Raw genomic sequence first — 21,067 nt, 5'->3', positions numbered from 1 at the left:
CGTGGCGGGACTTCAGGCGCCCGGCAGCACCTGCTTGATGACCTTGACCAACTCGCCGCCGCCCAGCGGCTTGACCAGCCAGCCGGTGGCGCCGTTCTTCTTGGCTTCCTCGCGCTTGGCGAGCTGGCTCTCGGTGGTCAGCGCCAGGATCGGCGTGAAACGCAGCAGCTTGCGCGCCTCGCGGATCAGGCCGATGCCGTCCAGCCGGGGCATGTTGATGTCGGTGATGATCAGATCCGGCCGCAGGCCCGCGCGCAGCTTGCCGAGCGCGGCTTCACCGTCCGCGGCGGTCTCGACCCGGAAGCCGCTGATCTCCAGGGTGCCTTTGAGACTCATCAGCATCGTGGCCGAATCGTCGACGAGGAAAACGCATTTCATTGTTGGTGCCTTGTCGTGGCGGGCTTCTGGACCGTGCCCACTTTAAATGATAAAAACGATTTCTTCTGTGAAATCTGATCCGCAATCGGCCTCGGCGACCGTTCGTTCGCGCGCTAGAACAGTTCGATCCTGGGCTGCGATCCGGCCTCGACGCGGCCGGCTCCTGTGGCCTCGGCGTGCACCTCGTGCTGGCTGTGCATGACGTAGTCCTGGGCGTGCTGCTGCAGCCGCTCGCTGGCGCCGGGGCGGCCGTCGGCCATGCCGTCGCCGCGCTCGAGCTGCACGGCCATCAGCTGAAGGTGCTCCTGCAGGCTGGCCAGCGCGTTCTGCACGTGTTCGATGCGCTGGCGTGTCACGTCCTGCACCTGCAGCTGTCCCAGCGCGTCGGCCAGACGGCCGGCGATGTCCACGTGGCCGTCGCGCACGGCGGCGACGACGGCGCCGATCTGCAGCCGCTGCATCGAGTCGGCGAAACGCTGGCGCATCGCGGCGATGTCGTCGAGCACGCGGCGCATGTTGCCGGTGGTGCTCTTGCGCTCGCTGGCGTCCATCGCGGTGGCGAGCTCGGCGTCGATGCCGTCGGTGGCGACGCTGATCTTGCGCGCGATGTCGTCGGCCACGCCGGCCGTGCGGGTCGACAGCAGGCGGATCTCCGCCGCCACCACGGCAAAGCCGCGGCCCGCCTCGCCGGCGCGCGCCGCCTCGATCGCGGCGTTGATGGCGAGGAAGTTGGTCTGCTGCGCCACCGCGGCGATGTCGTCGACCAGCGGCCCCAGGTCCTTCACGCCCTGCAGCCGGCGGATGCGCTCGAGGTTGGCGTCGACGTCCTTCTCCTGCTGCTCGACGAACATCTCCAGGATCGCGCCGAGCTGCGCGTCGGCCAGCAGCTTGTCCTTGACGACCTGGGCGAGCTCGTGGCCGTGGGCGTCGGTCTCGTCGATGCGCCGGGCCTGGCGATCGGACACCTCGTGCACCGCCGTCATGCGGCGGATCAGCTCGTGCGCGCCGGTCTCGGCGTCGTGCACGGCGCCGCCGAGCTGGCGCTGCATCACGTCGAGGAAGGCGGCCGACTCGCGCAGCTCGTGCGCCGTGTGCTCCCGGGTGGCGGGGCGCTGCCGGCCGCGCGGCAGCAGCCGCGACCACCAGCGCGCAGCCGACGGGCCGGCACCCGTGCCGGGCGGTGCCTCGTGACTCATGCCGGCTGCTCCTGCGTCGGGGCGCGCCGGACCAGCTGGGCGGTGATGTCCAGCAGCGCCCACGGACTGAAGGGTTTGACCAGGTAGTGCAGCGCGCCGCTGAGCAGCCCGGCCTCGATCTCGGAGGTCTGGCCCAGCGCCGAGATCATCACCACCGGCACCTCGTTCGTGCGCGGGTCGGCGTGCAGCTGGCGGGCGACCTCGTGGCCGTCCATGCCCGGCATCATCACGTCGAGCAGGATCAGGTCCGGCGGCGAGCGCCGCGCCAGCGCCAGGCCCTCCTCGCCGTCGCCGGCTTCGACGACCTCGTAGCCCTTGAACTCGAGTGTCATGCGGATCAGGCGGCGGATGTCGGGTTGGTCCTCGATGGACAGGATGGTGTAGGCCATGGTCTTGCGTGTTCAGGCGCTGGGTGTGGCGGCGCGCTCGCTGCGAAGCTGGCGCAGCGACTTGCGCGGCCGCGGTGAGTCGTCGCTCGGCACTTCGGTTGCCGGCGAGGAGGCCGAGGCCGGCAGGCTGGGGGCCGGCAGCTCGATCGTGAAGCGGGCGCCGCCGCCGTCGCGGTTGGCGGCGGTGATGCGTCCGCCGTGGGCGCCCATGATGCGGCGGCAGATCGCCAGCCCCAGGCCGGTGCCGCCGGCGCCGCTCTTCGTGCGCGAGCTCTGGACGAAGGGCTTGAAGATCGCCTCGATCTCGGCCTCGGGAATGCCGGGGCCGCGGTCGAGGATCTCCAGCCGCCGGCCGGCGGCGCCCAGGTCGGTGGCCGCGATCTCGATGCTGCTGCCTTCGGGCGCGAAGCGGATCGCGTTGGCCAGCACGTTGCGCAGCACCTGCTGCATGCGGAAGGCGTCGACCTCTGCGGTCAGCGCCGCCGCCGCTTCGGGCAGCACGATCTCGACCCGGCGCGCGCCGGCCTGCGGCCGCAGCTCGCGCACGACGGCCAGGGCCAGTTCGCCCAGGTCGGCCGGCCGCCGCACCAGCGAGCCCAGCGTGCCGTCGATCTTGGAGATGTCCAGCAGCCCGTTGACCAGCCGCAGCATGCGCGTGCCGCCGTCGTGGATGTCGCGGAACATCGGCTCGAACTGCGGGTGCCCGGCGGCGAAGTGGCGGCCGAGGTCGGAGAAACCGAGGATGGACTGCAGCGGCGTGCGCAGCTCGTGGCTGATGGTGCCGATGAACTCGCTCTTGCTGCGGTCGGCCTGCTCGGCGGCCTCGGTGGCGCGCACGAGGTCGGTGATGTCGACGCGGAACCCGACGACGTGGCCGTCGGGCATCACGCGGTCGACGACGCGCAGCACCCGGCCGTCGTCCAGTCGCTGCACGAAGGGCCCAGCGCCCGAGCGGTGCACCTGCAGCCGCTGCGCCACCCATTCCTCCTCGCGGCCCTGCGCCGCGGGGTACTGGCCGCCACGCACGCCGGCGCGCAGGATGTCCTCGTAACGCACGCCGGTCAGCAGCTCCATGCCGGGCCGGGCGAACAGCGCACGGTACTTGTCGTTGCAGATGACGAGGCGGTCGTCGGGGTCGTAGAGCACGAAGGCCTCGTCGATGGTCTCGATCGCGTTGCGCAGCAGCGCCGCGTTGTGCAGCGCCTCGGCCTTGACGGCCCGCCGGACGCTGACGTCCTGTACCGTGCCGATCAGGCGCAGCTCGCCGGTGGCGTCGAGCTCGCTCTCGGCGATGACACGCAGCCAGCGTTCCTGGCCGGCGCCGGTGATGACCTGCAGGTCCACGTCCCAGCGGTCGCGTGCGCTCAGTCCGTCGGCGATCAGCATCTCCACCTCGGCGCGGGACTGCGGGCCGACCCGGCGCAGGCAGTCGGCGATCGTCGGGTTCTCGCGCGGCGTCTCGCCGAGCAGCCGCCAGACCTGGCGCGTGAGGTTCAGCCTGCCGCTGGCGGGATCGAAGGACCAGCCGCCGACACCGCCGATGCGCCCGGTGTGCTCGAGGAAGTCCTGGCTCGCGCGCAGCGCGCCCTCGCTGTGGCGGCGTGCGGTGACGTCGGTCTGGATCGCCATGAAGCCCGACAGCCAGCCGTGGGCGTCGAGCAGCGGTTCGATGCGCAGGTCCACCCAGTACAGCCTGCCGTCGCGTGCACGGTTGAGGATCTCGCCGACGTAGCGCTGCCCGGCGCCGAGCGCTTCGCGCATCGCCAGGACGGTGCCCTGGTCGGAGCCGGGGCACTGCAGCATGCGCCCGGGGTTGTGGCCGACCATCTCCTCGAGCGGGTAGCCGGTCAGCTGCTCGAAGGCCGGGTTCACCCAGGTCACGCGTCGTTGCCGGTCGGTGATGACGACGGCGTTGGACGTCTGCCGCGCGACCAGGGCCAGGCGTTCGTTGTCGGCGACGAGGCGGCGCCAGCGCACGTGGGCGCGCCACTGCTGCACCGCCAGCGTCACCGCCAGCAGTGCCGCGAGGGCGATCGCCAGGGCCTGCACCATGGTCGTGTCCAGCCCGGCCTTCAGACGCCGAGCGCCGCGGCCAGCCAGCGTTCGCGCGGCGGCACCTTGACCGCCGGCCGCAGCGCCAGCAGCACCTGCAGCACGGCAGCGTGCAGGTGCTCGCAGTCGCCCAGGTGCACGGCCGGCGCCTTGCGCCGGCGGATCCAGGCCACCAGCGCCTCGGCGTCCTCGGCGCCGACGTGGCCTTCGAGCACCGCGTGGGTCTTCAGGTAGCGGATGGCCATCAGATCAGCTCCTTCGGGTTGAGGATCATCAGCACGCTGCCATCGCCCATCAGCGCCGTGCCGGCGAAGCCGGTGATGCCGGCGAGCACGCCTTCGAGCGGCTTGAGGATGATGTCGCTGGTGCCGTGGAAGTCGTCGACGACGAGGCCGATCGGCTCGCCGCCCAGGCGCACGACGAGCACCGCGTGCTCGTCCTCGGCGTTCAGCCGCGGCGCCTCGTCCAGCGCCAGCAGCTCGTGCAGCGGCCGCAGCGGCACGATGCGCCCGCGCAGCACCGCGGTCTGCGCGCGCTTGAAGTGGTGGATGTCGTCGGCCGGCACGCGCACGGTCTCGACGATCAGGTCCATCGGCACGCCGAAACGCCGGCCGCCGACCTCGATCATCATCACGTTGGTCACCGCCATCGACAGCGGCAGCGCCAGGCGGATCGTCGTGCCGCGGCCGCGTTCGCTGGTCAGCGTGACGCTGCCGTTGATGCGCTCGACGGCCGAGCGCACGACGTCCATGCCGACGCCGCGCCCGGACAGGTCGGAGATCGTGTCGGCGGTGCTGAAGCCGGGCAGGAACACGAGCTGCGCCGCTTCGTGCTCGCTCAGCGAGTCGGCGCGGTCGGCGGGGATCAGACCGCGTTCGACGGCCTTGGCGCGCACGCGCTCGGTGTCGATGCCGGCGCCGTCGTCGCTGATGTCCAGCAGCACGCGGTCGCCTTCCTGGCGCGCGGCCACGCGCAGCGTGCCCTGGGCCGGCTTGCCGGCGGCCAGGCGTGCGGCCGGGAGCTCGAGGCCGTGGTCCAGGCTGTTGCGCAGGATGTGGATCAGCGGGTCGGCCAGGCTCTCGATGACGTTCTTGTCGGCCTCGGTGTCCTCGCCCTCGACGACCAGCTGCACGTCCTTGCCGAGCTTCTTGCTGATGTCGCGCACCAGGCGGCCGAAGCGCTGGAAGATCGTGCCCACGGGCAGCATGCGCACCTGCAGGACGGCGTGCTGCATGTCCTCGGCGATGCGGTTGATGACCGAGTACTGGGTCTTGATCTCGCGTGCCAGCTCGCGCTGCTGGAACACCTCCTCGGCACGCTGCGCGAGGTAGGGCAGGGCGTTCTTGGCGACGACCATCTCGCCGATGAGGTCCATCAGCCGGTCGATCTTGTCCTGCGAGACCTTCAGCACCTTCTGGCCGGCGTCCTCGCCGGCGGCCGCGAGCGGACCGGCGGCACGGCGGCCCGCGGCCGCCGCGACCGTTTCGCCGGGCTCGGCCGCAGGCGTGCCGTCGAGACCGGCAGCCGGGGCGGGGCGGTGCTGCAGCGCCCAGGCCGCCAGCGGCGCGGCGCCGGCCGGCAGGGCCAGCAGCTGCTCGCGCGCGGCGGCCGTGCCGGCGCCGGGCGGCAGGCAGGCCAGCAGTCCGACGAAGGTGGTGCGCGCGGCGGTCACGGCGGCCGCGGCGACGCCCGGGCGTGCCAGCAGCTGGCGCTGCTGCTCCCAGACGTGGGCCGCGGTGTGCACGATCAGCTCGCCGGCCGCGTCGGACGCGTGCTCGGCGGCCGGGGCGGCGAGCCCGTGCAGCTGCACCTGCTCGGGCACGTAGCGGAAGTGCTCCTCCAGGTACGCGGGCGGCGCGTCGCTGACGAGCAGCAGCTCGAGGTTGCAGCGGTAGCAGTCGAAGGCTTCACCTTCGCCCCAGGGTCCCTGGGTGCCGACCTGCAGGTGGCGCAGGCCGGGCGTGGCCTGCGCCATGCGCCACGGGTCCTCGCCCTTGAAGAAGCACTCGGGCTCCGGCGCGTAGCGCAGCGCGGTGCCGCCGGCGGCGAGCACCGCCGGCGCCAGGCGCGCCAGCCAGGCCGGCGCCGGGGCGGCCGCGGCGGCCGGGCCGGGCGCCGCAGGCGCGGTCGGCGGTGCTGCGGCGGCAGCGGCGGCTGCAGCGGGGGCCAGGTGGCGGCGCAGCGCGGCCGCGTGACGGCCGGCACGTTCGGTCGCGCCGTCGGGCAGGCGGCCTTCGGCGGCGATCGCGTCCACCAGTTCGGCGGTGTAGTCCATCGCCTCGAGCAGCGCGTCGGCGATCGTCGGGTCGTAGGCCAGGCTGCCGTGGCGCACGCGGTCGAGCAGGTCCTCGCCGGCGTGCACCACCGTCTCCAGCGGCTTGAAGTCGAACAGCCCGCAGTTGCCCTTCAGCGTGTGCACCTGGCGGAACAGGTCGTTGAGCAGCTCGGCGTCGCCGGGGTTGCGCTCGACGTCGAGCAGGCGCTGGCCGATCTGCTCGAGGCATTCACGCGCCTCGACGATGAACTGGTCCAGAAGTTCGCTGGCGTTCAGGCTCATGCCCTCGCTCCCTGGGGTTGCACGTGCGCCGTGGCCGCACGCGTGGCTGCGGCCAGGTCGCCCAGCAGCAGGGCGACCGTCAGCACGAGCTCGGTCGGTTTGGCCGGTTTGACGAGGTAGCAGTTGGCGCCGGCGTCGTGGGCCGCGGTGGCGTCCTGCGCCTGGGCCTCGGTGCTGACCATCAGCACCGGCGCCTGCGGCACCTGGCCCAGGCGGCGCAGCTCGCGCACGAAGCTGTAGCCGTCCATCTTGGGCATGTTGATGTCGACGACGTAGAGGTCGAAAGGCGCGTCGGCGGGCTGCGCGATGACCTTCTCGAGGGCCTCGACACCGTTGACGGCCTCCTCGACCCGCCAGCCCGCGTCGCCCAGCATCTTGCGGTGGTACATGCGCACGGTGGCGGCGTCGTCGACGACCAGGATCTGCGGCTTCATGCGGAGTCTCCGGCGAGGGGTTTCTGGTAGACCATCGCGTCCTTGAAGCGGCGCACGCCGAACAGCGAGGTGATGCGGCTCATCGACTCCGAGTGCCCCAGGCAGACGAAGCCGCCGGGCGCGAGCGCGTCGTACATCGCCTCGGCGGCGACGCGGCGCGACAGGTCGTCGAAGTAGATGAGCAGGTTGCGGCAGAAGACGACGTCGATGTCGCGGAAGCGCCGCGTGTCCGCCGGCTCCGACAGGTTGACGCGGCTGAAGTCGACCGCGGCGACGAGGTCTTCCGAGATCGCCCACTCGTACTCGCCGTGGCGCTTGAAGTACTTGTCGAGGTAGGGACGAGGCAGCTGCGACACCGAGCGCGGCGAGTAGACGCCGCGCTGCGCCGCGGCCAGCACCTGGGTGTCGATGTCCGAGCTCAGGATCTCGACCTCGTAGTCGTCGATCTGCGCCCAGCGTTCGAGCAGGTAGATCGCGATCGAGTACGGCTCCTCGCCGGTCGACGACGGGATCGACCAGATGCGGATGCGGCTGCCCGGCTTCTTGCGCCTGACGACCTCGGCGAGCATGTCGTTGACCAGGCAGTCGAACTGGTAGGCCTCGCGGAAGAAGTAGGTCTCGTTGACCGTCATCGCGTTGACCAGGTGCTGCAGCTCGCTGCCGCCGGCCTCGAAGCGCAGGCCGATGAAGTAGCTGCGGAAGTCCTCCGCGCCGGTGGCCGCGATGCGCTCGACCAGCCGCTTGTCGACGAAGTAGCGCTTGTTCTCGTCGAAGTGGATGCCGGTCTTGCGATAGAAGAAGTCGCGGAACTTCAGGAAGTCCGCATCGGTGATCTGCACGCGCGACGCGGCGGCGGTTCTCATGCGGCCTCGATGCGCTCGATCGCCATCTGCGCGGCGAAACCGACGAAGGGATCGGCGGCGAAGCGGGCCGCCGCGGCGCGCAGCGCCGGCACGTGCTGCGGCGAGCCGGCCTCGGCCAGCGCGTCGATCGCCGCGGCCACGACGTTGACCTGCGGGTCCTCGGCGAGCACCTGGGCCAGCCAGTCGGGCACCCGGGGGTGACGCAGCTCGGCCAGCAGGTTGACGGCGAAGATGCGCACGTCCGGGTCGGCGTCGTGCAGCAGCGCCTCGACGCGCGGCGAGACGGCCTGCGGCATCTCGGCCAGGGCCTCGATCGCCCCGTTGCGCAGGCCGGCGTCCTCGGTGCGCAGCAGCGGCAGCAACACGTCCACCGAAGCGGCGTCCGCCAGGGCCGTGAGGCTGGTGAACAGCGCGTAGCGCACGCCGGCATCGTCCTCGTGGCTCAGCGCCTCGCCCAGTGCCGGCACCGCCTGCGGGTGCACGGCGAGGTCGCGCGCGGCCCAGCGCCGGCGTTCGGCGTCGGCGCTGCGAAGCTGCGACAGCAGGCCCGGCAGGTCGCGCGGGAACTCGCGTTCCACCACCTCGCGCAGCGGCGCGGGGGCGTCGGTCCTTCTCAATCCCATCGTCGTCCTTTCAGCCTCGGGCGCGAGCCCACAGCAGCAGCTGGCGGCCGATCTCGGGGGCCGGCAGCACCAGCGAGGCACCCCCCTGGGCGATCAGTTCGGCCGGCATGCCGAAGACCACCGCGGTTTCTTCCGACTCGGCGACCGTGCGTCCGCCCTGCTGCTTCAGCCGCGTCATCGCCCGTGCACCGTCGTCGCCCATGCCGGTGAGCTGCACGCCGACCAGGCGTTCGGCGGGCACCAGCTTCATCGCGCTGTCCACGAGCACGTCCACCGACGGGTGCCACGGATGCGCCGGGCTTTCCGGCCGCGGCTGCACCGCCAGCCGGCCCAGCCGTTCGCAGACCACCATGTCGGCGCCGCCGCGGCCGATGTAGACGTGGCCACGCTCGATCGGCATCGTGGCGCCGCATTCACGCACCTGCAGCCGGCACAGGCTGTCCATGCGCCGGGCGAAGGTGCCGGTGAAGTTCTCGGGCATGTGCTGGGCGACCAGCACCGGCCAGGGGAAGTCGGCCGGCAGCGTCGGCAGGATGTCCTCCAGCGTGCGCGGGCCGCCGGTGGAGACGCCGACGATGACCAGGCCGTCGGGCGCGGCGGCGGCCGGGGCCGGCAGCGCCGGCGCGGCGCGCGGCCGCACGGCGGTCGCCGGGCGCGGCGAGGGCGACGGCGTGCGCGCCGGGCGCAGCCGCGAACGTGCCGCCGTGCGCACCTTGTCCAGCAGCTGCACGCGGATGTCCTCCAGGCTCAGCGAGATCGTGCCGCCGGGCTTGGTGATGAAGTCCAGCGCGCCCAGTGCCAGCGCCTCGAAGGTCGCCTGCGCGCCCTTCTCGGTCAGCGAGGACACCATGACCACCGGCGTCGGCCGCGCCTGCATCATCAGCGACAGCGAGGTCAGCCCGTCCATCTCGGGCATGTTGATGTCCAGCGTGACGACGTCGGGCTGCCAGTCGAGCAGGCGCTGCAGGCCCTCGGCGCCGTTGGGCGCCGTCTGGACCTCGTGGCCGGCTTCGGACAGCACGCCGGTCAGCAGCCGGCGCATCAGCGCCGAGTCGTCGACGACCAGCACCCGGCTCATGTTCGCGCTCCGCGCATCGCCATGCTCAGGCCGCCTTCGGCAGCGGAGCGGGGTCGCTGTCGAGCATGCGGCCGACGGCGGCCGACTCGGCGCGGCCCAGCAGCTGCTCGGGGTCGATCAGCATCACCAGGCGCTTGTCGCCGTCGAGCCGCGCGACCTGCGTGATCAGCCGGCCCTGCTCGTCGCTGAGCCGGGGCGCCGGCGCGATCGCTTGGCGGCCGATGCGCAGCACCTCGGCAACGCTGTCGACGATGAAGCCGGTGCGCTGGGCGCCCAGCGTGTAGACCATGATGCGCTGGCGGTCGTTGCGCTCCAGCGTCGCCATGCCCAGGCGCGTGCGCTGGTCGATGACCGGCAGCACCGTGCCGCGCAGGTTGATGACGCCCTCGACGAAGGCCGGTGTCTTGGGCACGCGCGTCAGCGCCTCGGGCACGCGCACGATCTCCTGCACGCTCATGATCGGCACGCCGAACTCCTCGGCGCCGAGGCGGAAGATGACGACCTGCACGTCGTCGTCGCTGCGGCTGGTGGTCTCGTCCATCGTCGTCTCGCGTTCGCTGTGCTCGCCGCGGGCGAAGTCCGCGGCGTCCTGGATGGCCTGCAGCCCGAGCAGCCGGTCGGTGGCGATGATCGACACCAGCCGCTTGCCGTCGTCGAGGCGGCAGATGCGCTCGAACTCCTGCAGCGCGCTGTCGCGCGCCAGCACGCCGGGCATCGCGTCGGCCTGGGTGCGCGGCACCGACAGCACCTCCTTCACCGTGTCGGTCACGAGGCCGACCTGGCCGCCGCCGGGCAGGGCGACGACGACGATGCGGTGGTGCTCGTCGAGTTCCTGCGCCGCCAGGCCGAACAGGCTGCGCAGGCTGACCAGCGGCAGCAGCCGCTGGCGCAGCGAGATCAGGCCCAGCACGTGGTGCGGCGTGTTGGGCACCGCGGTGATGCCGGCCGGCACCTGCACGATCTCCTGCACGTCGGCGATGTCGATCGCGTATTCCTGGCCGCAGACGGTGAAGCTGACCAGCCGCAGCTCGTCGGTGACAGCGCCGCCGTCGGGGGCCTCGGCCACGTCGGCGCTGGCTTCCGTGCCGTTGGTCGAGCCGCGCGCGGCCGACGGGCCGAACTGCTCGTCGACCATGCGCTGGAAGTCCAGCACCAGCAGCAGCTCGCGCCCGCCGTCGGCGGCCGGGCGATTGATGACGCCGGTCAGGTAGTCGGTCTGGACCACGCTCTGGATGGCGCGCACCGGCTCGACCGCGCCGGGGTCGACGCTGATCACGCTGGCGACACGGTCGACGACGAAACCCAGCGGCGTGCCGAGCTGGATGACGAGCGCGCGGGTCGCGTCGTCGCTCTCGCGTTCGCGGGTGCCGAACATGCGCCTCAGGTTCAGGATCGGCAGCACGCGGCCGCGCAGGTTGGCCAGGCCGTCCAGCGCCGCCGGCGCCAGCGGCAGCCGGGCGACCTCGGGCACGCGGATGATTTCCTGCACCGGGGCCATCGGCACCGCGAACATCTCGTCGGCCACCGCGAAGGTGACGAACTGGTTGTCCTGCGCCGCGCCGCCCGCGCCGTCTTCTTGGGTCGGGGTCGTGCTCACGGGCACACCTCCTCTCGGGGTTGGGGGTGTGCGCTCAGTTGCTCTGCAGTTCGTCGGCCAGCGAGGCGATCTCCTCGATCGCGGCGCTCAGCTCCTCGGCGCCCTGGGCCTGCTGCTTGGCCGCGGCCGCGGCCTGCTCGGAGGCTTTCTCGGCCTGCGCCGCCGCCGCCGAGACCTGGTCGACACCGACCTTGATCTGCGCCAGCGCCGCCGCGATCTCCTGCGAGGTCGCCAGCGCGTCGATGTTGCCCTGCTCGACGACGGCGATCTCGCCCTCCATCGCCAGCAGGTTGCCGGTCACCGAACGCGCCTTCTCGACCTCGGCCTGCGCCGAGCTCATGATCTCGCCGAGGTCGCGGCCGACCAGGCCGATCTGGTCCTGGATGCCCTTGACCAGGTCCTTGATGCGGTCGGCGTTCTCGGCCGAGTCGTGCGCCAGGTTGCGGATGTCGGTGGCGACGACGACGAAGCCCTTGCCGTACTCGCCGGCGCGCGCGGCCTCGATGCTGCCGTTGACGGCCAGCATGTTGGTCTGGATGCTGACCTGGGTGATCGCGTCGACGATCTTGTCGATGCGCCGGCTGACGAGCTCCAGCTCCTTGATCTGCAGCGCGCTGCTGCGCGTGGATTCGACGCCGGTGGAGATGGCCGACACCAGGCTGTCGATGTGCGACTTGTTCTCGCCCATCAGGCTGCGGATCGCGGTCGCGCGGTCGCGCCCGGCGCTGGCGCGCTGCTCGGCGAGCTGCGCGCCCATTTCGATCTGGTTGACGGCGGCGGCCGACTGCGCGGCGGCAGCGGCCTGCTGCTGCGCGCCGCGGCGGATCTGGTCGAGCGCGGTCATGATCTGCGCCGCCGAGCGGTTGATCTCCTGCACGGCGCTGGACAGCTCCTCGGCCGAAGACGCCACTTCCTCGGCGCTCTTGGCGATGTCGGTGCTGTTCTTCAGGTCGTCGGCAAGGTCGGACAGCGCCTGCGCGGTCTGCTCGCACTCGGCCAGCGCCGCGCTCTGCTCCTCGACGGTTTTGGCGGCCTCTTCGCTGGCCGAACTCTGCTCGGCGGCGGCGGCGGCGATCTGCTCGCTGCCCTTCATCGCCTCCTGCGAGGCGATGTTGGCCTGCGCCGCGGCGCCGGCGATCTCGGTGGCCCCGGCGACGATCTGCGCCGCGTCCTGGCGGATCTGGTCGATCTGCCGCAGGATGATCTCGCCCTTGGCGGCTTCGCCCTGGATGGTGTCGGCGGCGTCGTTGATGCCGCCGGCGATGGTCTTCACCTCGCCCTGGATCTGGGCGACGAGGTCCTGGATCTGCTTGGCGCTCTTCTCGCTGGTCTCGGCCAGCGTGCGCACCTCGTCGGCGACGACGGCGAAGCCCTTGCCGTGCTGGCCGGCACGTGCGGCCTCGATCGCGGCGTTGAGCGCCAGCAGGTTGGTCTGGTCGGCGATGCGCGCCACGGCCTTGACGATGTCGCCGATGCTCGCCGCCTGGCGCTCGAGCTCGGCCACCATCCTGACGCTCTCGCCCTGGCGCTTGGCGGCGATGCCGACGTTGGTGATCGTGGCCTGCACCTCCAGCGCGATCTGGCCGGCGCGCTGCTGCATGCCTTCGGCCTTGGTCTTGGCCGCGTCGGCGGCGCCGAGCTGGCGCGTGATCGCGCCGGCGACCTGCGTCACCGCGGCCAGCGATTCCTGCGCCGCGCCGGAGGCCTCCTCGGCGCCGGCGGCGATCTGGTCGGCGGCGCGCTTGAGTTCCTCGGCCGCCGAGGCGGCCTCGTTGATGCCGGCCGACAGCTGGGTGGTGGCGCTGGCGACGCGCTCGGAAGCCTGCTGCTGCTTGGCCAGCGTGCGGGCACGCTTGCGGTTGGCCTCGGCTTCGCGCGTCATGTTGCGCGTCAGGCCCTTGGCCGCGACGGGGGCAGGGGTGCTGCGCGCGATGGCAGCGGCTTCACGGTTCTTCACCACCAGGGACATGGTCGGTCTCTCCGGGCGACGGCGCTTCGGCTCGTCGGGTTGGCCCGTTCGGGCATTCCTCCCGTGGGGGAGGTGATCGGTTGACGTCGCGATGTCTGCGGGAACCGCCGGCTTCGTGGCATCAGGGATATCAACAGTGCCTGCCTATATCGGCATCAACTGGTAGAAATGATATTCCTTGGCCGTGTTAAAGCCTGACTCAAGCCGCTGAGTCGTTCACTAATGCACTCAAATTGAGAAAATTATGGGTGTGATGTGGGCGGCGTGCACCTTGCCGGTGCGAGCCGTCCGATCACCCCCGCAGCACGTCCAGCGCGCGGTCCAGGCCGCCGGAGGTGATGGCGATCATCGCCTCGGCGGCGACGGCGGGCTTCGGGTGGTAGGCGATCGACAGGCCGGCGGCGGCCATCATCGGCAGGTCGTTGGCGCCGTCGCCGACGGCGATCACCTGCGAGGGCTCGATGCCCATCAGCTCGGCCACCTCGAGCAGCACGCGGCGCTTCTCGGCGCCGTCGACGATGTCGCCCCAGGGCCGCTGCAGCAGCGTGCCGGTGAGCTTGCCGTGCGCGATGCCCAGCGTGTTGGCGCGCGCGAAGTCCAGCTTCAGGCGCTGGCGCACACGTTCGCTGAAGAACGTGAAGCCGCCGGAGACCAGCATCGTCTTCAGCCCCGCGGCCTGGCAGGCGGCGACGAAGGCCTCGACGCCGGGGTTGAGCTGCAGCCGCTGCTCGGCGACCTGGTGCAGCGCCGTCTCGGGCACGCCGGCCAGCAGCGCCATGCGCCGGCGCAGGCTTTCCTTGTAGTCGGCGATCTCGCCGCGCATCGCCGCCTCGGTGATCGCCGCGACCTCGTCGTAGCGCCCGGCGGCGCGGGCAATCTCGTCGACGCACTCGATGTTGATCAGCGTCGAGTCCATGTCGAAGGCCACCAGCCGGTAGTCGCAGAGGCGCAGCGGCGGCTGGAAGCCGCGGATGTGCAGGCCGGGGGCGTGTTCGATGGCGTCCATGGGGATCTCGGGTTCTCAGGCGGGGCGCGGCTGGCCGAGCGCACGCAGCACGTCGCGCACGTACTGGGCGCGGTCCTGGGCGCCGGCGATCTCGCGGTCGATGCGCAGCTTGTCGTTGCCGGCGAGCTTGATCGCGCGGTTCTTCTGCACCAGCTCGATGATGCGCAGCGGCTCGATCGGCGGGTTGGGGCGGAAGACGATGTTCATCACCTTCGGCCCGGCGTCGATCTTCTGCACGCCGTAGGGCCGCGCCAGCACGCGCAGGCGGTGGGTGTCGAACAGCGTCTGGCCCTGCGCCGGCAGCTTGCCGAAGCGGTCGGTGATCTCCTCGAGCAAGGTGTCGATCTGCTCGGCCTTCTCGGCCGTGGCCAGGCGCTTGTAGAGGTTGAGCCGGGTCTGCACGTCGCCGCAGTAGGCGTCGGGCAGCAGCGCCGGGGCGTGCAGGTTGATCTCGGTGGTCGCCGACAGCGGCGACAGCAGGTCGGGCTCCTTGCCGGCCTTCAGCGAGCGCACGGCTTCCGATAGCATGTCGTTGTAGAGCTGGAAGCCGACTTCCATCATGTTGCCGCTCTGGTTCTCGCCCAGCACCTCGCCGGCGCCGCGGATCTCCAGGTCGTGCATCGCGAGGTAGAAGCCGCTGCCCAGCTCCTCCATCTGCTGGATCGCCTCCAGCCGCTGCGCCGCCTGCTTGGTCAGCGCCTCGACGTCGGGCACCAGCAGGTAGGCGTAGGCCTGGTGGTGGCTGCGGCCGACACGCCCGCGCAGCTGGTGCAGCTGCGCCAGGCCGAACTTGTCGGCGCGGCTGATGACGATGGTGTTGGCCGTCGGCACGTCGATGCCGGTCTCGATGATCGTCGAGCACAGCAGGATGTTGTGGCGCTGGGCGACGAAGTCGCGCATCACGTGTTCCAGCTCGCGCTCGGGCATCTGGCCGTGGGCGACGCCGATGCGCGCCTCGGGCAGCAGCTCTTCGAGCTTCTGGCGCCGGGCCTGGATCGACTCGACGTCGTTGTGCAGGAAGTAGACCTGGCCGCCGCGCTTCAACTCGCGCAGCACGGCCTCGCGGATCGTCGAGTTGTTCTCGCTGCGCACGAAGGTCTTGATCGCCAGCCGGCGCTGCGGCGCGGTGGCGATGACCGACAGGTCGCGCAGGCCTTCGAGCGCCATGCCCAAGGTGCGCGGGATCGGCGTCGCGGTCAGCGTCAGCACGTCGACCTCGGCGCGCATCGCCTTGATCGCCTCCTTGTGGCGCACGCCGAAGCGGTGCTCCTCGTCGATGATCAACAGGCCCAGGCGCTTGTACCTGACGTCCTGGCTGAGCAGCTTGTGCGTGCCGACGACGATGTCCACCGTGCCGTCGGCCAGGCCTTCGAGCGCCGCCTTCACTTCCTTGGCCGAGCGGAAGCGCGACAGCTCGGCGATCTTCACCGGCCACTTGCCGAAGCGGTCGACGAGCGTCTGGTAGTGCTGCTCGGCCAGCAGCGTCGTCGGCGCCAGCAGCGCCACCTGCTTGCCGCCGATCACCGAGACGAAGGCCGCACGCAGCGCGACCTCGGTCTTGCCGAAGCCGACGTCGCCGCAGACCAGGCGGTCCATCGGCCGCGGGCTGACGAGGTCCTGGATGACGGCGTGGATCGCCGCGCGCTGGTCGGGCGTCTCCTCGAAACCGAAGCTGGCGGCGAAGGCCTCGTAGTCGGCCGGGCTGTAGCGGTGGGCGTAGCCCTCGCGCGCGGCGCGGCGGGCGTAGAGGTTCAGCAGCTCGGCGGCGGTGTCGCGCACCTGCTCGGCGGCCTTGCGCCGCGCCTTGTCCCACTGGCCCGAGCCCAGCTTGTGCAGCGGCGCCTCGTCGGCGCTGACGCCGGTGTAGCGGCTGATCAGGTGCAACTGCGCCACCGGCACGTACAGCGTCGCCTTGTCGGCGTACTCCAGGTGCAGGAACTCGCTGGGGCCTTCGCCGGTGTCGATGTTGACCAGGCCGCGGTAGCGGCCGATGCCGTGGTTCATGTGCACCACGGGGTCGCCGAGCTTGAGCTCCGACAGGTCCTTGATCAGCGCGTCGACGTTGCTCGTCTGCTCCTGCTTGCGCCGGCGGCGGGCCTGCGGCGCGGTGGCGAAGAGCTCGGTCTCGGTGACGAACTGCACCGACACGCCGGCACCGTCGGCCTGGGGCTCGTGCCAGTGGAAGCCCTGGGCCAGCGGCGCGGCGACGATCGCGAAACGCTCCTCGCCGGCCAGGAACTCGGCCAGGTCGGCGACCGAGGGCAGGGCGATGCGGTGGTCGCGCAGCAGCTCCAGCAGGCTCTCGCGCCGGCCTTCGCTCTCGGCGGCCAGCAGCACGCGGTGCGGGGTCGTCTTGAGATGGCGTTCCAGCCCGGCCAGCGGCTCCTGGGCGCCACGGTCGACAGCCAGGTCGGGCAGCGGCCGCGCCCAGTCGACAGGCTCCTGGCCGCGCAGCGCCAGCGTGGCGTGCGGCTGGGTGCGGGCGAAGAACTCGTCGGGGCGCAGGAAGATCGCTTCGGGCGGCAGCAGCGGCCGCTCGGGGTCGTGCTGCAGGAAACGGTGGCGTTCGCGCGTGTCGGTCCAGAAGCGCTCCAGCGCCTGGTCGACCTCGCCGTGCAGCGCCACCGCCGCGGTCTCGCCGAGGTAGTCGAAGATGCTCGCGATCTCGTCGAAGAACAGCGGCAGGTAGTACTCGATGCCGCCGGTGGCGATGCCTTGCGCGATGTCCTTGTAGATGCGCGAGCGTGTCGGGTCGCCGTCCAGCTTCTCGCGCCAGCGGGCGCGGAACGCGGTGCGCGCCGCCTCGTCCATCGGGAACTCGCGCCCGGGCAACAGCCGGACCTCGGGCACCGGGTAGAGGCTCCTCTGGCTGTCGGGGTCGAAAGTGCGGATCGAGTCGACCTCGTCGCCGAACAGGTCGACGCGGTAGGGCACCGGCGAGCCCATCGGGTACAGGTCGATCAGGCCGCCGCGCACGGCGTACTCGCCGGGCGACACGACCTGGCTGACGTGCTGGTAGCCGGCCAGCGTCAGCTGCGACTTCAGCTTGGCCTCGTCCAGCCGCGCCTTCTGCTTGAAGTGGAACGTGTACCCCGCCATGAACGACGGCGGCGCCAGCCGCACCAGCGCGGTGGTGGCCGGCATCAGCACGACGTCGACCTCCCCCTGCTGCACCCGCCACAGCGTCGCCAGGCGCTCGGAGATCAGGTCCTGGTGCGGGCTGAAGGTGTCGTAGGGCAGCGTCTCCCAGTCGGGGAAGACGGCGACACGCAGGCCGGGCTCGAAGAACCTCAGCTCTTCGGCGAGGCGGGTGGTGTCGGCGGGGTCGGCCGTGACGACGGCCAGCAGGCGCTGCTCGGCCTGGCGTGCCGCGCCCAGCCGGGCGAGCAGCAGCGCGTCGGCCGAACCGACCGGGCGCGGCAGCGTGTAGCGCTTGCCCGGGGCGATGTTCGGGATCTGCATGGGAGGCGCGATTCTAGAATCGCCGCATGACTGTGCCGCCGACCCGCTGTTTTGCCCTGGTCCCGTGCGCCGGTGTCGGCCTGCGGGCCGGCGCCGGCGGCCCCAAACAATATGCGCCGCTGGCCGGCCGGCCGGTGGTCGCGCACACGCTGGCGGCGCTGGCCGCGGTGCCGCGGCTGGCGGGTACGCTGGTCGTGCTGTCGCCCGAGGACACGCAGTTCGAGGCCGCCGTGCCCGGCTGGCAGGGCTGGATCGCGCGCCGCGGCGGCGCCACGCGAGCCGAGAGCGTCGCCAACGGCCTGCCGGTGCTGCGTGAACTGGGCGCCCGCGACGACGACTGGGTGCTGGTGCACGACGCCGCCCGCTGCCTGCTGCGGCCCGAATGGGTCGACCGCCTCATCGACGCCTGCCTGGCCGACCCGGTCGGCGGGCTGCTGGCGCTGCCGCTGGCCGACACGCTGAAAGCCGAGGAGGCCGGGCGTGTCGCCGACACCGTGCCGCGTGCCGGCAAATGGGCCGCGCAGACGCCGCAGATGTTCCGTATCGGCCTGCTGGCGCGGGCGCTGGCCGAAGCCGGTGATCAGGTCACCGACGAATCCAGCGCCGTCGAGGCGCTGGGCCTGGCGCCGCGCCTCGTGGCCGGCGATCTCGAAAACCTCAAGGTGACCTGGCCGGCCGATTTCGCGCTCGCCGCGCGCCTGCTGCAGACCCGATGAACCCTCTTGACCTCCGCATCGGCGAGGGCTGGGACACCCACCAGCTCGTCGCCGGCCGCCCGCTGATCTTGGGCGGCATCACGATCCCGCACAGCCACGGCCTGCTCGGCCACAGCGACGCCGACGCGCTGCTGCACGCGATCACCGACGCGCTGTTCGGCGCCGCGGCGCTGGGCGACATCGGCCGCCACTTCCCCGACACCGCGGCCGAGTTCAAGGGCGCCGACTCGGGCGTGCTGCTGGCCGAGTGCGCGCGCCGCGTGCGCGCTGCCGGCTGGGAGATCGTCAACGTCGACTCGACCATCGTCGCCCAGGCGCCGAAGATGGCGCCGCACATCGCCGCGATGCGCACGCGCATCGCCGAACTGCTGGCCATCGGCGTCGAGCGCGTCAACGTCAAGGCCAAGACGGCCGAGAAGCTCGGGCCGGTCGGCGAGGGCCGGTCGATCGAGACGCGAGCCGCCTGCCTGCTGTACCGCGCCGGTTGAGGCGGCCGCGGCGTTACGGCGCCCGGCGCAGCCGCAGGTGCGCCATCAGCCCGCCGTCAGCGGCGTTGGCCAGCTCCAGGCTGCCGCCCATGCGCTGCATCGCCTTGTCGACGATCGCCAGCCCCAGGCCGGCGCCGGTGGCGGCGGTGCGTGCGGTGTCGCCGCGGAAGAACGGTGTCGTCAGCTGCGACAGCTTCTCGGGCGGCACGCCGGGGCCGTTGTCGCGCACCGTCAGCACGACCCACGGCCCGGTGCGCGCGTAGGAGACCGTGACCTCGGCGACGCCGGTGTCGGTGCCGCGGCCGTAGCGGCGTGCGTTCTCGAACAGGTTGGAGAAGACGCGGCCGAGTTCGGTCTCGTCGGCCAGCACCTTCAGGTCGATCGCGACGCGCGAGTGGATGCGGATCTGCGCCGGGTCGCGGAAACCGGCGGCCTCGCGGTCGATCAGCTGCGAGACGTGCACCGGGCGCATCTCGGTGTCGCCCGGGCGCGCGTAGTCCATGAACTTGTCGATGATCGCGTCGAGCTGGTCGATGTCCAGCGCCATGTTGCGCTTGGCCTCGTCGTCGGAGACGCTCATCTCCGTCTCCAGCCGCAGCCGCGCCAGCGGCGTGCGCAGGTCGTGGCTGATGCCGGCGAGCATCACCGCGCGGTCTTCCTCGACGCGCGCGAGTTCGCGTGCCATGCGGTTGAAGCCGCGGTTGACCTCGCGGATCTCGCTGGTCAGCGTGTTCTCGTCCAGGCGCGAGTCGAGGTCGCCTTCGCGGATGCGGCTGGCCGCGAACGACAGCTGCTTCAGCGGCCGGTTGATCAGCCGCGCGATTGCCACCGAGCCGAGCAGCGTCGCCAGCAGCGCGATGCCGATCCAGACGAACCAGGTGCTGCGGGTCAGCGGGCTGGTGTGGTTGTCGTCGATCTGCAGCCAGTAGGCGTCGCCGTCGATCGAGAACCCGACCCACATGCCCGAGGTGGCGTTGACGCTGCGCGCGACGATCGCATCCTCGCCGAGCGTCGCGCGCAGCTCGCGTGCGACGCGGCGCGTGAAGCGGTCGACCTCGAAACCTTCCCAGCGGTCGCCCGGCTCGCGCGGCGTGACGCGCACCGCGCCCTGCTGCCCGAGCGACTTCACCAGCGCGACGCGGTTGATGCCGTCGGCCTGCTGCAGCGCCGCGCGCGACAGGTTCACGAGACCGGCGATCTGCTGCGCGGACTCGACCGCACGCGGCTCGAACTCGAGCGCGCGCAGCGTCTGCACCCAGGCGAAGACCCCGCCGGCCAGCAGCAGGGCCAGCAGGCAGAAGGTGCGCCAGAAGAGGCTCAGGGCGATCGTCTTACGTGCCATCGGCCGCGATGATGCCGTTCAGGATGCGGCCGGGGGGCGGCGTGATGCGTGCGGCGCCGTCGCGGCGCGCGCGCCTGTCGCGCCGGCGCGTCAGCTTGCGCCGTCCGGCACGAAGACGTAGCCGACGCCCCAGACGGTCTGGATGTAGCGCGGCTGCGCCGGGTCGGGCTCGAGCATCTTGCGCAGGCGCGAGATCTGCACGTCCAGGCTGCGGTCGAAGGGCTCGAACTCGCGGCCGCGCGCCAGCTGCGCCAGCTTGTCGCGCGACAGCGGCTGGCGCGGGTGGCGCACCAGCGCCTTCAGCATCGAGAACTCGCCTGTGGTCAGTGCGATCTGCTCGCCGTTCTTGGACAGGCGGCGCAGCGACAGGTCGAACTCGAACGGCCCGAAGTTGACGACCTGCGGCTCCTTCGACGGCGCACCCGGCGCTTCCGGGGCCGGGCGGCGGCGCAGCACCGCGTGGATGCGCGCCAGCAGCTCGCGCGGGTTGAAGGGCTTGGGCAGGTAGTCGTCGGCGCCGACTTCCAGGCCGACGATGCGGTCGACGTCCTCGACCTTGGCGGTGAGCATGATGATCGGCGTGATGTCGTTGGCCGCACGCAGGCGGCGGCAGATCGACAGGCCGTCCTCGCCCGGCAGCATCAGGTCGAGCACGATCAGGTCGACCGTGTCGCGCGTCAGCACGCGGTTCAGCGCCTTGGCGTCCTCGGCCAGCAGGACCTCGAAACCTTCCTGCGACAGGTAGCGACGCAGCAGGTCGCGGATGCGGGCATCATCGTCGACGACCACGATGCGGTCGGGACGGGTATTGGCGGGGGTGTTCATCACCGACTCCAAACTTGTAACAGCGGCATTGTGCGGGCCGATTTCCGGGCGTCCCGGCGTTTGCTGACCTGTTGTTACAAGTCTTGCGGCGT

The 21,067-nt window shown here is 71.5% G+C and carries 18 protein-coding genes; 2 read left to right on the top strand and 16 right to left on the bottom strand.

Annotation, left to right across the window (positions count from 1 at the left end; all coding sequences use genetic code 11):
• Positions 1-12: 12 nt before the first annotated feature.
• The 14 genes from LOC65_RS12285 to mfd all read right to left on the bottom strand — a co-directional run bounded on the left by LOC65_RS12285 (position 13) and on the right by mfd (position 17,604).
• Complete coding sequence (locus LOC65_RS12285; protein ID WP_009857440.1) at positions 13-378, bottom strand: response regulator; 366 nt, start codon at positions 376-378, stop codon at positions 13-15.
• A 113-nt stretch (positions 379-491) separates the two neighbouring features.
• Entirely contained in the window at positions 492-1,574 is a 1,083-nt protein-coding gene (locus tag LOC65_RS12280; protein WP_164964138.1) for a methyl-accepting chemotaxis protein, read from the bottom strand.
• Entirely contained in the window at positions 1,571-1,963 is a 393-nt protein-coding gene (locus LOC65_RS12275; RefSeq protein ID WP_164964139.1) for a response regulator transcription factor, read from the bottom strand. The genes LOC65_RS12280 and LOC65_RS12275 overlap by 4 nt, the downstream gene beginning before the upstream one ends.
• Positions 1,964-1,975: 12 nt before the next feature.
• Positions 1,976-4,015, bottom strand: a complete 2,040-nt coding sequence (locus tag LOC65_RS12270; RefSeq protein ID WP_230247664.1) for an ATP-binding protein — start codon at positions 4,013-4,015, stop codon at positions 1,976-1,978.
• 20 nt (positions 4,016-4,035) lie between these two features.
• Positions 4,036-4,260 carry a hypothetical protein gene (locus LOC65_RS12265; protein ID WP_009857444.1) on the bottom strand — a complete coding sequence of 75 codons (225 nt, stop codon included), beginning with the start codon at positions 4,258-4,260 and terminating at the stop codon, positions 4,036-4,038.
• Positions 4,260-6,572, bottom strand: coding sequence for a chemotaxis protein CheA (locus tag LOC65_RS12260; protein ID WP_230247663.1), 2,313 nt, complete (start codon positions 6,570-6,572; stop codon positions 4,260-4,262). The genes LOC65_RS12265 and LOC65_RS12260 overlap by 1 nt, the downstream gene beginning before the upstream one ends.
• Complete coding sequence (locus tag LOC65_RS12255; RefSeq protein ID WP_009858265.1) at positions 6,569-7,006, bottom strand: response regulator; 438 nt, start codon at positions 7,004-7,006, stop codon at positions 6,569-6,571. Before LOC65_RS12255 ends, LOC65_RS12260 begins: the two co-directional genes overlap by 4 nt.
• Positions 7,003-7,869 carry a protein-glutamate O-methyltransferase CheR gene (locus LOC65_RS12250; RefSeq protein WP_009858266.1) on the bottom strand — a complete coding sequence of 289 codons (867 nt, stop codon included), beginning with the start codon at positions 7,867-7,869 and terminating at the stop codon, positions 7,003-7,005. The genes LOC65_RS12255 and LOC65_RS12250 overlap by 4 nt, the downstream gene beginning before the upstream one ends.
• Positions 7,866-8,492, bottom strand: a complete 627-nt coding sequence (locus LOC65_RS12245; protein ID WP_029718347.1) for a HEAT repeat domain-containing protein — start codon at positions 8,490-8,492, stop codon at positions 7,866-7,868. Before LOC65_RS12245 ends, LOC65_RS12250 begins: the two co-directional genes overlap by 4 nt.
• 10 nt (positions 8,493-8,502) lie before the next feature.
• Positions 8,503-9,570 (bottom strand): chemotaxis-specific protein-glutamate methyltransferase CheB, encoded by a 1,068-nt coding sequence (cheB, locus tag LOC65_RS12240; protein WP_029718348.1) that lies wholly within the window; start codon positions 9,568-9,570, stop codon positions 8,503-8,505.
• A 25-nt stretch (positions 9,571-9,595) separates the two neighbouring features.
• Positions 9,596-11,167, bottom strand: coding sequence for a chemotaxis protein CheW (locus LOC65_RS19495; RefSeq protein ID WP_009855905.1), 1,572 nt, complete (start codon positions 11,165-11,167; stop codon positions 9,596-9,598).
• Between the two features lie 34 nt (positions 11,168-11,201).
• Positions 11,202-13,136, bottom strand: coding sequence for a methyl-accepting chemotaxis protein (locus LOC65_RS12230; protein WP_230247662.1), 1,935 nt, complete (start codon positions 13,134-13,136; stop codon positions 11,202-11,204).
• 292 nt (positions 13,137-13,428) lie between these two features.
• Positions 13,429-14,142 (bottom strand): phosphoserine phosphatase SerB, encoded by a 714-nt coding sequence (gene serB, locus LOC65_RS12225; RefSeq protein WP_009855903.1) that lies wholly within the window; start codon positions 14,140-14,142, stop codon positions 13,429-13,431.
• Between the two features lie 15 nt (positions 14,143-14,157).
• Positions 14,158-17,604 carry a transcription-repair coupling factor gene (mfd, locus tag LOC65_RS12220; RefSeq protein WP_230247661.1) on the bottom strand — a complete coding sequence of 1,149 codons (3,447 nt, stop codon included), beginning with the start codon at positions 17,602-17,604 and terminating at the stop codon, positions 14,158-14,160.
• 26 nt (positions 17,605-17,630) lie between these two features.
• Between mfd and ispD the strand changes: the two genes are divergently transcribed.
• Positions 17,631-18,320, top strand: coding sequence for a 2-C-methyl-D-erythritol 4-phosphate cytidylyltransferase (gene ispD / locus LOC65_RS12215; protein WP_009855901.1), 690 nt, complete (start codon positions 17,631-17,633; stop codon positions 18,318-18,320).
• Positions 18,317-18,808 carry a 2-C-methyl-D-erythritol 2,4-cyclodiphosphate synthase gene (ispF, locus tag LOC65_RS12210; protein WP_230247660.1) on the top strand — a complete coding sequence of 164 codons (492 nt, stop codon included), beginning with the start codon at positions 18,317-18,319 and terminating at the stop codon, positions 18,806-18,808. Before ispD ends, ispF begins: the two co-directional genes overlap by 4 nt.
• Before the next feature lie 13 nt (positions 18,809-18,821).
• Here ispF and LOC65_RS12205 read toward each other — a convergent pair whose 3' ends face one another.
• Together LOC65_RS12205 and ompR are read right to left on the bottom strand one after the other, a co-directional pair.
• The gene (locus LOC65_RS12205) at positions 18,822-20,150 is read right to left on the bottom strand and encodes a sensor histidine kinase (RefSeq protein ID WP_230247659.1); all 1,329 of its coding nucleotides are present in this window, start codon (positions 20,148-20,150) and stop codon (positions 18,822-18,824) included.
• A 90-nt stretch (positions 20,151-20,240) separates the two neighbouring features.
• Complete coding sequence (ompR, locus tag LOC65_RS12200) at positions 20,241-20,975, bottom strand: two-component system response regulator OmpR (RefSeq protein ID WP_009855898.1); 735 nt, start codon at positions 20,973-20,975, stop codon at positions 20,241-20,243.
• Between the last annotated feature and the right edge of the window lie 92 nt (positions 20,976-21,067).

Source organism: Rubrivivax sp. JA1055 (genome assembly GCF_020966565.1).
In the GTDB taxonomy this organism is placed as follows: Bacteria; Pseudomonadota; Gammaproteobacteria; order Burkholderiales; family Burkholderiaceae_C; genus Rubrivivax; species Rubrivivax benzoatilyticus.
This window is presented reverse-complemented; position numbering and strand designations above follow the sequence as displayed.

Bases quoted from the DNA above. Each gene is read 5' to 3' on its own strand.
- LOC65_RS12285 (WP_009857440.1), bottom strand. From the start codon at position 378: ATGAAATGCGTTTTCCTCGTCGACGATTCGGCCACGATGCTGATGAGT.
- LOC65_RS12255 (WP_009858265.1), bottom strand. From the start codon at position 7,006: ATGAAGCCGCAGATCCTGGTCGTCGACGACGCCGCCACCGTGCGCATG.
- LOC65_RS12280 (WP_164964138.1), bottom strand. From the start codon at position 1,574: ATGAGTCACGAGGCACCGCCCGGCACGGGTGCCGGCCCGTCGGCTGCG.
- LOC65_RS12250 (WP_009858266.1), bottom strand. From the start codon at position 7,869: ATGAGAACCGCCGCCGCGTCGCGCGTGCAGATCACCGATGCGGACTTC.
- ompR (WP_009855898.1), bottom strand. From the start codon at position 20,975: ATGAACACCCCCGCCAATACCCGTCCCGACCGCATCGTGGTCGTCGAC.
- LOC65_RS12230 (WP_230247662.1), bottom strand. From the start codon at position 13,136: ATGTCCCTGGTGGTGAAGAACCGTGAAGCCGCTGCCATCGCGCGCAGC.
- ispF (WP_230247660.1), top strand. From the start codon at position 18,317: ATGAACCCTCTTGACCTCCGCATCGGCGAGGGCTGGGACACCCACCAG.
- LOC65_RS12265 (WP_009857444.1), bottom strand. From the start codon at position 4,260: ATGGCCATCCGCTACCTGAAGACCCACGCGGTGCTCGAAGGCCACGTC.
- LOC65_RS12275 (WP_164964139.1), bottom strand. From the start codon at position 1,963: ATGGCCTACACCATCCTGTCCATCGAGGACCAACCCGACATCCGCCGC.
- ispD (WP_009855901.1), top strand. From the start codon at position 17,631: ATGACTGTGCCGCCGACCCGCTGTTTTGCCCTGGTCCCGTGCGCCGGT.
- LOC65_RS12245 (WP_029718347.1), bottom strand. From the start codon at position 8,492: ATGGGATTGAGAAGGACCGACGCCCCCGCGCCGCTGCGCGAGGTGGTG.
- mfd (WP_230247661.1), bottom strand. From the start codon at position 17,604: ATGCAGATCCCGAACATCGCCCCGGGCAAGCGCTACACGCTGCCGCGC.
- cheB (WP_029718348.1), bottom strand. From the start codon at position 9,570: ATGAGCCGGGTGCTGGTCGTCGACGACTCGGCGCTGATGCGCCGGCTG.
- serB (WP_009855903.1), bottom strand. From the start codon at position 14,142: ATGGACGCCATCGAACACGCCCCCGGCCTGCACATCCGCGGCTTCCAG.
- LOC65_RS12205 (WP_230247659.1), bottom strand. From the start codon at position 20,150: ATGGCACGTAAGACGATCGCCCTGAGCCTCTTCTGGCGCACCTTCTGC.
- LOC65_RS12260 (WP_230247663.1), bottom strand. From the start codon at position 6,572: ATGAGCCTGAACGCCAGCGAACTTCTGGACCAGTTCATCGTCGAGGCG.
- LOC65_RS12270 (WP_230247664.1), bottom strand. From the start codon at position 4,015: ATGGTGCAGGCCCTGGCGATCGCCCTCGCGGCACTGCTGGCGGTGACG.